General features: G+C 70.4%; 9 protein-coding genes. 8 read left to right on the top strand and 1 reads right to left on the bottom strand.

Annotated features, from left to right (window positions below):
* Positions 1-96 precede the first annotated feature (96 nt).
* The 7 genes from APZ21_RS14180 to APZ21_RS14150 all read left to right on the top strand — a co-directional run bounded on the left by APZ21_RS14180 (position 97) and on the right by APZ21_RS14150 (position 7,514).
* Positions 97-972, top strand: a complete 876-nt coding sequence (locus APZ21_RS14180; protein WP_054813760.1) for a haloalkane dehalogenase — start codon at positions 97-99, stop codon at positions 970-972.
* 41 nt (positions 973-1,013) lie between these two features.
* Entirely contained in the window at positions 1,014-1,934 is a 921-nt protein-coding gene (locus APZ21_RS14175; RefSeq protein ID WP_082393092.1) for an RNA polymerase sigma factor, read from the top strand.
* Positions 1,935-2,213: 279 nt separating this feature from the next.
* Positions 2,214-3,374, top strand: a complete 1,161-nt coding sequence (gene galK / locus APZ21_RS14170; protein WP_054813759.1) for a galactokinase — start codon at positions 2,214-2,216, stop codon at positions 3,372-3,374.
* A gap of 345 nt (positions 3,375-3,719) precedes the next feature.
* On the top strand, positions 3,720-4,844 hold the full coding sequence (locus APZ21_RS14165; RefSeq protein WP_054813758.1) for an NADH:flavin oxidoreductase: 1,125 nt from the start codon (positions 3,720-3,722) through the stop codon (positions 4,842-4,844).
* Between the two features lie 32 nt (positions 4,845-4,876).
* Positions 4,877-5,668 (top strand): cutinase family protein, encoded by a 792-nt coding sequence (locus APZ21_RS14160; RefSeq protein WP_054813757.1) that lies wholly within the window; start codon positions 4,877-4,879, stop codon positions 5,666-5,668.
* A 148-nt stretch (positions 5,669-5,816) separates the two neighbouring features.
* Positions 5,817-6,275 (top strand): RrF2 family transcriptional regulator, encoded by a 459-nt coding sequence (locus APZ21_RS14155; protein ID WP_054813777.1) that lies wholly within the window; start codon positions 5,817-5,819, stop codon positions 6,273-6,275.
* A 12-nt stretch (positions 6,276-6,287) separates the two neighbouring features.
* Complete coding sequence (locus tag APZ21_RS14150) at positions 6,288-7,514, top strand: globin domain-containing protein (RefSeq protein WP_054813756.1); 1,227 nt, start codon at positions 6,288-6,290, stop codon at positions 7,512-7,514.
* 29 nt (positions 7,515-7,543) lie between these two features.
* Here APZ21_RS14150 and APZ21_RS14145 read toward each other — a convergent pair whose 3' ends face one another.
* Positions 7,544-8,431 (bottom strand): helix-turn-helix transcriptional regulator, encoded by an 888-nt coding sequence (locus APZ21_RS14145; RefSeq protein WP_239476621.1) that lies wholly within the window; start codon positions 8,429-8,431, stop codon positions 7,544-7,546.
* A 73-nt stretch (positions 8,432-8,504) separates the two neighbouring features.
* Here APZ21_RS14145 and APZ21_RS14140 point away from each other — a divergent pair, with 73 nt between their 5' ends.
* Complete coding sequence (locus tag APZ21_RS14140) at positions 8,505-9,182, top strand: class I SAM-dependent methyltransferase (protein WP_054813755.1); 678 nt, start codon at positions 8,505-8,507, stop codon at positions 9,180-9,182.
* Positions 9,183-9,208 lie beyond the last annotated feature (26 nt).

Below are 9,208 nucleotides of genomic sequence, written 5' to 3'. Positions count from 1 at the left end.
CGGGCCACGATGTGACACATACCACTTCGCCGGACTGTCACAGCGGCATCGGAACGCCCGTCCAACCGGATGTACCGAACGGCGAAAGGGTATCCCGTGAGCATCGCGGCAATTCTCGACTCCCACATGCACTACGTCGACACCGGCCGCGGCACGCCGGTCGTCCTGCTGCACGGCAATCCGACCTCTTCCTATCTGTGGCGCAACGTCATCCCGCACCTGTCCGACGGCGTTCGCTGTCTCGCGCCCGATCTGATCGGCATGGGCGCCTCGGGAAAGCCGGATATCGACTACCGCTTCGTCGACCACGCGCGCTACCTCGACGCCTGGTTCGACGGACTCGGCCTCGACGGCGTGGTACTCGTCGGGCACGACTGGGGCGGCGCGCTCGCCATGCACTGGGCCGCTCGGCACGCCGACCGGGTGCGCGGCATCGCGCTCGTCGAGACCTTCCTGCGGCCGCTGCGGTGGTCGGAGATGGCCCCGCGGGCGGCCGAACTGTTCCGCGGCTTCCGGTCGGCCGAGGGTGAGCGCATGGTGCTCGAGGAGAACATGTTCCTCGAGGTCAACCTGCCTGCCGTGGCGAAGCGGCTGACCGAAGCCGATCTCGACGCCTACCGCGCGCCCTATCCCACACCGCGGTCGCGCTTGCCCATGCTGATGTGGCCGCGGGAATTCCCCCTGGACGGCGCACCGGCCGACGTGGTCGAGATCGTGGCGGACTACGGACGCTGGATGAGCGAGTCGCCGGAGGTGCCGAAACTGCTGATGGCGTTGGACAACGGCATCGGTCTGGGATCGCCGGAGAATATCGCGTGGGCGGCGCGGCGGTTCGCGTCCTGCGAGGTCGTCTCGGTGGGCGAGGGCGGCCATCACGCGCCGGAGGATCAACCAAACCGCATCGGCATCGCCCTCGCCGACTGGGTGCGCCGCCACGCGCTGGGCGCGCCCGAACCGGAGGCGATCCGCTGACCGCGATTGCGTCGGCGGCGCGCCGGGGCGACGATCGGTTGATGGATTCCGATCTCGGCGAGCGGACAGTCGGCCCGCGATCGGCGGCGAGCGATCCCGCCGCCGGTCGGGCGGTCGCCGCGACCGGTCCGTCGCCGGAGGAGATCGCACTCGTTGCGCGCGCCGTGCGCGGCGACGCGGCGGCGGTGACCGAGGTGGTGCGGGCCTTGCAGACCCCCGTCTACCGGCTGGCCCTGCGCATGACCGGTCGCCCCGCCGACGCCGAGGACGCCACCCAGGAGATCCTGTTGCGCGCGCTCACCCGCCTCGCCACGTGGCGTGCCGAGGCGACCCTGCTCACCTGGGCCTACCGCATCGGCGTCAACCATCTGCTCGACGCCGCCCGCAAATCGCCGCAGGAAATCGCGAATCTGAGCCTGGACGAATTCGGCGAGGGCCTGGTCGAGGGGCAGGCAAGTGCGGATTACCGCGGTACGGACGCCGCCCTGCTGGCGGCCGAGGTCCGGTTGCGATGCAGTCAGGCGATGCTGCAATGCCTGACCCGCGCGGAACGGGTCGTGTTCGTCCTGCACGATGTCTTCGAAATGCCCTCCGCCGACGCCGCCTGGATTCTCGACACCACTCCCGCCGCCTATCGCAAGCGTTGGGAACGCGTCCGCGGCCGCATGGCCGCATTCCTGACCGCGACCTGCGGGCGCGTCGACGCGGGCGCGTCGTGCCGCTGTTCGCGTCGCGTCGCGAACGCGATCGATCTCGGTCGCATCGATCCGCGTCGCCCGGGTCTGGCCACCCATCCCGTCACCGCGAACGGCCGTGACGTCGAGGCCGTCGAACAGCAGATGTCGCGGTTGCATGACGCCGCGGCGATATTCCGCTTGCACCCCGACTACGCCGCGCCGGAGATCACCCGCGGCGCGATCTCCGAACTGCTGCGTTCCGGCCGCTTTCCGATGTTCGACTGAACATGCGTCGGCCGAATGCCGCTGGAGCGGCGCGGCGGGCGGCACCGCGACCACGAAGTTATCGTATTGCGATGGCCTCGGGAATCGCGACACGGACGGCGAGGCTCGCCGACGGTCGCGAACCGGTCGATCGCGGGACGCGCCGCGCCCGCGTGCGACATCGCGGCGGCGACGGGCGGGCGAACTCGGGTACGCGGTGGGATCGGAGGCGGCGATGGGCGCGTGGAGCGGCGATATCGAGCCCGAGGAGTCCGCGGCGCGGATCGGGGTGGCCGCGGCGTGACTGACGTGTGCGCGCTGTTCACCGATCTCACCGGACGGATCGCCGACGGCGTGTGGTCCGCGCCCGGCCGGGTGAACCTGATCGGCGAACACACCGACTACAACGAGGGATTCGTGCTGCCGTTCGCCATCGACCGGCGCACCGTCGTCGCGGCCGGACTGCGCGCCGACGGCGTGCTGCGGGTGGCGAGCACCTTCGGCGCGCAACCGGTGTCGGTCGCGCCGGCGGATCTGGTGCGCGCCAAGGCCGCGGGGGAGATCCGCGGCTGGGCGGCCTACCCGCTCGGCGTGGCGTGGGCGCTGGGCGAATACGGCGTCGAACACGCGGAGGTGCCCGGTGTCGATCTGGTGATCGACTCCACGGTTCCGGTGGGCGCGGGACTGTCCTCCTCGGCCGCCGTCGAGAGCGCGGTCGCGCTGGCACTGGCCGATCTGTGGAACGCCGACCTGCCCCGATCGACGCTGGCGCAGGTGGGCATGCGCGCCGAGAACGAGGTGGTTGGCGCGCCGACCGGCATCATGGACCAGTCCGCGGCACTTCTCGGACACCCCGACGCCGCGGTCTTCCTCGACTGCCGAACCGGGCGATCGGAGGTGGTGCCGCTAGGATTCGCCGCGGCCGGCCTGACCGTGCGGGTGATCGACACCGGTGTCCGTCACGCCCACGCGACCGGCGGTTACCGCGAACGCCGCGCATCCTGCGAGGCGGGCGCCGCCGCACTCGGCGTGCGCGCCCTGCGCGACGTCGGGGTCGCCGACCTCGACCGTGCGCGAAATCTGCTGGACTACACCACCTTCCGTCGAGTCCGCCACGTCGTGACCGAGGACCGGCGGGTCCTCGACACCGTGCGCACCCTGCGCGCCGAAGGCCCCACCGCCATCGGCCCACTGCTGGATGCCTCGCACGCGTCCATGCGCGACGACTTCGAGATCTCGGTCCCCGAACTCGACACGGCGGTCGAGGCGGCGACATCGGCCGGGGCGATAGGAGCCAGGATGACCGGCGGCGGATTCGGCGGCGCGGCCATCGCGCTTGTACCGACCGCGACCGTGCCGGCCGTCACCGCCGCCGTCGAGAAGGCTTTCGCGGCAAGGGGTTTCGCCGCCCCGACCCAGTTCGGCGTGATCGCCTCCGATGGCGCCCGCCGCGATCGCTGATCGGACCGCCCCGCCGGATGAGCGCCGCCCGAAAGCATCGGCACGGCGGTGGCGCGTAGGCGCGGGGCGGATCCGGCGGTGCTCGCGCCGCTGATCGAAATACACTCCGCGCGCCGTGACACCGCCCGACCGGCCGAATGGTGATCCACGTGATTCGAATCTCTCTCGGTGCCCTCGCGCCGCCGCCTACCACGTGGAACGGTCGCGTACCAATGTGGAACCGGGGTCGCGCACGAGAGGGTTGCGATCGGGACCGTTACACTTCGCGATGGAAGAGACTGCGAGGCAGTCGGTTTCCGGTTCGTCGTGGACGACCGCGGTGGAAGATCAGCTCGGGAGGTAAACGTGACCAGCACGCTCGGCTCCAGGAGGGCCGCGGAGGTTCTCGGCAGGCCGTTGACCATCGGTGACCTCACCGTGGCCAATCGGATCGTCATGGCGCCCATGACGCGGCAGCTCTCGCCCGGCGGCGTGCCCGGCGAGAACGTGGCGCGCTACTACGCGCGCCGCGCCGCGGCCGACGTGGGCCTGATCATCACCGAGGGCACCTTCGTCGGCCATCCCTCGGCGGGGATGAGCGACAGTATCCCGCGGCTGTGGGGTGAGGACGCCCTGAACGGATGGCGGCGCGTGGTGGCCGAGGTGCACGCGGTCGGGGGTCGGATCATTCCGCAACTCTGGCACGTCGGGGTGACCCGCACCGAGGGCCGCGGCCCGGTCCCCGAGGCGCCCGCGGTCGGCCCGTCGGGAATCGACCTGGACGGCACGCCGAAGGGACAGGCGCTCGGCGCGCGGGATATCGACGATGTCGTCCGTGCCTTCGCCGACGCGGCGGCGACCGCGCTGGAACTGGGTTTCGACGGTGTGGAACTGCACGGCGCGCACGGCTACCTCATCGACGAATTCCTCTGGGGCCGCACCAACCGGCGCACCGACGGCTACGGCGGCGATATCGCCTCGCGGGTGCGTTTCGCCGCGGAGATCGTCGAGGCCGTGCGGGCGGCGGTGACCCCGACCTTCCCGATCTTCTTCCGGCTCTCGCAGTGGAAGTCGGGACAGTACGACGCCCGGATCGCCGAGACGCCGGCCGAGCTCGACCAGATACTCACCCCGCTCGCCCGCGCCGGTGTCGATGCCTTCCACGCTTCGACCCGACGCTACTGGCTTCCCGAATTCGACGGCAGCGACCTGAACCTGGCGGGCTGGGCCAAGAAGCTCAGCGGGAAGCCCACGGTCACAGTCGGTTCCGTCGGTCTGGACGCGGAGTTCGTCGGTCCGGGCGGCCGCGCGACCGAAAGCGCCGTCACCGGAATCGAACAGTTGCTCGAGCGTGCCGAGCGCGAGGAGTTCGACCTGGTGGCGGTGGGCCGGGCGCTGATCGCCGATCCCGAATGGGCGCGCAAGACCCTCGAGGGCGGCGCGGGCGAGGTCACCCCGTACAGCGTCGAGCAATTGCGGGGGCTCAACTGAGAAGGCCACGGCGCTCGCGCGCCGTCGCGGCGGTGCTGTCACTGCCGTCGGTGTTGATCACGGTGTTGGCGCCGTCCGCTTCGGCGGTCGATCCCGAACCGGTCCGAAGCGCGATCGAGGTGGCCTGCCGGGCCGATGTCGTCTTCGTGGGCGCGCGCGGATCGGGGGAATCCGCGTCCGCACAGGGCGGCCTCGGTCCGGTGGTCTGGTCGGCCTACGCCTCGATGGCGGGTGAACTCGCGACGCGCGGCGCCACCGTGAACGCGGTCGCCGTCGACTACGCGGCCGTACCGGTGGAGACGCTGCTGTCGGTGACCCGGGACGACAGTTCGTTCTTCGCGAGCATCGCCGACGGCGTCGTGAAGACCGGGCGCGTACTCGACGACTTCCGGCGCGCCCCCGAATGTCAGGGCAAGCGGCTGGTGCTCGGCGGCTACTCCCAGGGTGCGATGGTGATCCATCGCACCTTGCAGACCTACGCGCTCGCCGACCGGCCTGCCGGCCTGATCGCCGCGCTGCTCGTCGCCGACGGCGATCGCCTGCCCGGTGACGGAGATCTCGTCGGCGGCGCCCGGCCCGAGACATTCGGCATCGGCCAGCTGTTGCCCGCCGTGTCGGGCAGCCGACCCGATCGCGATATGGCGGGCAAGTGGGGGATCACCGTGACCGAGGTGTGCAAACCGCGCGATCTGGTGTGCTCCCCGGAGATCGGGGAAGCCGACGCGGGTGATCCCATGCGCCAGATCGGCGGTCAGGCCGCGGTACACAAGTCCTACGCCGACACCGCGCTGGTCGACGGCGCGGCGCGCGGCATCCTTCGGTGACCTCCCGGCCATAGCCGAAGGCGCGGACTATGGCGCGCGTCACCGGTGATCGTCCGACGGCAGCTGTAAAAACCGCACGACCCAGGGTAATTAAGGCCACCCGCCTGTCATGGGCGCGCTGGCGCGCCGGCTCGGTAGCGTCGGTCCCATGCAACTGTCCCGGTTCGCCGACATCGGTCTTCGGACCATCATGCGGCTGGCGGTGAACGACGGCTCGCACGAACGGGTGACGACCAGGTTGATCGCCCGCCAGGTCGACGTCTCGGAGAACAATGTCGCCAAGGCGGTGTCGAAGCTGGTGGACCTCGGTCTGGTCGAGGCCCAGCGCGGTCGCACGGGTGGCCTGTTCATCACCCGCGCCGGCCGCGAGATATCGGTCGGCCGACTCGTCCGCGAACTCGAGGGCGGCCGTCCGGTGGTCGATTGCAGCGCGACCCGGCCGTGTCCGCTCATCGGCGGATGCCGCCTGCGGCGCGCGCTGGCCGACGCCGAGGACGCGTTCTACCGCGAACTCGACCGCTACACCGTCACCGATCTGGTCGACGGCCCGACGGCCGGACTGTTGCAGCTGCTCGCCGTCACCTCGGCGAGCGATGACGTGGAATGAGAGGAACCTGCGATGACTACCGTGACCCGCGGCGAAACCGAACTGGACGAGCATCACGCCGCGATCGTGCGCGCGACACTGCCGCTGGTCGGCGCCCACGTGGACGAGATCACCACCGTGTTCTACCGCACCCTGTTCGACAACCACCCCGAGCTCATCCGGGACCTGTTCAACCGGGGTAACCAGGCCGAGGGCACCCAGCCGCGGGCGCTGGCCGCGTCCATCGCGTTCTTCGCCACCTATCTGGTCGACCCGGACCTGCCCCATCCCACGGCGATGCTCTCGCGAATCGGCCACAAGCACGCCTCGCTCGGCATCACCGCCGACCAGTACGACATCGTGCACGACAACCTGTTCGCGGCCATCGTGGAGGTGCTCGGCGCGGATGTGGTGACCGAACCGGTCGCGCAAGCGTGGGACCGGGTGTACTGGACGATGGCGAACGCGCTGATCGATCTGGAGAAGCAGCTCTACAACCGCGCCGGGGTCGAACCCGGCGCGGTCTTCCGCGACGTGACCGTGGTGTCGCGGACCGAGGACGTTCCCGGTGTCGCGGTCTTCACCGTAGCCGCCGCGGACCACACCGATCCGCTGCCGGACTTCGTTCCCGGACAGTATGTTTCGGTCGGCGTGCGGATGGCGGACGGCGCCAGGCAACTGCGGCAGTACAGTCTGATCGGCGCGTCCGGGGACGGGCGGCTCAGCTTCGCCGTCAAACGCCTCGACGCGGGTGATCGCCCGGCAGGTGAGGTCTCGACCCGGCTGCACGAGACCGTCGGCGTCGGCGACGCACTACAGATCACCCTGCCGTTCGGAGATGTCACCCTCGACACCGAGGCCGATACGCCCGTGGTGCTGATCTCGGCGGGCATCGGCGTCACCCCCATGATCGGCATACTGGAACATCTGGCCGCCCACGCGCCGGGGCGCACCGTTCTGGTCGCCCACGCGGACCGCGCGTCGCGCACGCACCCGCTGCGCACGCGCCTGCTCGAGCTGACCGCGCGCCTGCCCGAGGCGACGTTGGAACTCTGGTACGACGAACCCGTCGAGGGCGAGCGCGGCGGCAGGCTCGACCTGTCCGCGCTCGCACTGCCCGAGGGGGCCGACTTCTTCGTCTGCGGTCCCGCCGAATTCCTCCGAATCGTGCGAACCGATCTGCGCGACAGGGGAATCGCGGCGGACAGGGTCCATTTCGAGCAGTTCACGCCGACCGACTGGCGTGACGGCACGGCCTGATCGCGCCGCTCCCGGTTCGGCCGGATCGGCTAGAACGATCGCGATGTCGCCGAATCCGTTCGGAACGAGCGGCCGCGCCACTCCCGGGGCGGGATATCGTGCGTGCGGCGGAAGACGCGGGTGAAGTACGCCGGATCGGGCATGCCGACGCGGTGGGCTATCGCGCCGATCGGCAGGTCGGTATCGGTCAGCAACTCCCGGGCGGCCGCCATGCGCCGCTCGGTGATCCAGTCGCCGACGGTGCGCCCGGTGCGGCGGCCGACCACCGTGGTCAGATGTCCGGGTGTCACGCCGACCGCGCGGGCGACATCGCGCAGCGACAGCGGTTCGCGGTAGCGCTTGTCGATCACGTCGAAGACATCGGCCAGCAGGGGTTCGCCCATACCGCGCCACTGCTCGACCACGTCGGCGGTGCGCCGCGCCAGATCGATGAGCAGCAGGGTCAGGTGGGCCAGCAGCGCCTGCCGGTAGCCCGCTCGCCGCTCGGCGATCTCGGCTTCCAGCGCGCGTGCGGTGGGTTCCCACAGGCTGTCGTCGGCGGGCAGTTCGACCCGCAGCAGGCCGCCGGCGTGTCCGTGCAGGAACGGCGACAGCAGCGGGTGGCGACCCCAGGTCGGCCACGGGGTGCGGCCGAGGGCGTCGGGATCGAAGAAGATCGTGATGCTGTGCCCGGGGATCGGGGTGTCGCCGGGGTCGACGACCTGCCCGGGGGTGAGGACGAAGACGACCGCTTCGCGCGGGGCGTACACGAGCGCGGGGAAGTCGTGGATGTGCGGTTGTTCGACGTCGAGCTGGTCGAGGTTGTCGAGCCGCAGCACCGATACCGGAGGAATGTCGGGATCGGTGCGATAGCCGTAGACCGGTATGCCCCGCACCTGCCGTCGCAGCCGGGCCGCGCGTGGTCGCACATCGGACACTCGACCGAAAATAGTCCAAATTCCTCCGAATATCACCCAACATCGCCGAGCGCGCCGCGGCCACGATGGGATCATGACCAACCAGCACACCGACTCCGTCACCCGCGCCCTCGGCAACCGCCACGACTACCTGCCCGCGGCGGGCCGCGACGCCCTGCTGCCCGTCTACGATCTGCTCACCGCCGCATTGGGTGTGGCCCGCGTGCACGAGACGATCATTCGCGACGCCGCCATCGAAGCGGATCACCGTGTACTCGAAATCGGATGTGGCACAGGCCAACTCACTGTCAGGGCGCATCGCGCTCAACCGTCCGCGGAACTGGTCGGCTCCGATCCCGATCCGCTCGCGCTGCGCCGCGCCGAGCGAAAAGCGCGCGGCATGGACAATATCCGCTTCGAACAAGCCTACGGGCAGGATCTGCCGTACCCGGACGGGTCCTTCGACCGGGTGCTGTCGTCCATGATGTTCCACCATCTCGGCCGCGACGTGAAGTCGGCGGTGGCCGCCGAGGTGTTCCGGGTGCTGCGCCCCGGCGGCAGCCTGCACCTCGCCGACGTCGGCGGTCCGATGACCCGCGCCGACGGTATCGGCGCCCGACTGCAACTGGGCGGCGCACATCTCGCCGGCAATCTCGGCGACGCCATTCCCCGCCTGTTCACCGCGGCCGGATTCGACTGCGCGCAAACCGAGTCACGGCGCCATCGGTTGCTCGGCCGCATCACCTGGTACCGCGCCACGCGACCGGCCTGAGTCCGGCCGCGGTCGCCGGAGAACCT

It is taken from the genome of Nocardia arizonensis, assembly GCF_001310275.1.
GTDB lineage: Bacteria > Actinomycetota > Actinomycetes > Mycobacteriales > Mycobacteriaceae > Nocardia > Nocardia arizonensis.
The sequence above is the reverse complement of the archived record's forward strand: the minus strand, read 5'-3'. Positions and strand labels throughout refer to the sequence as shown.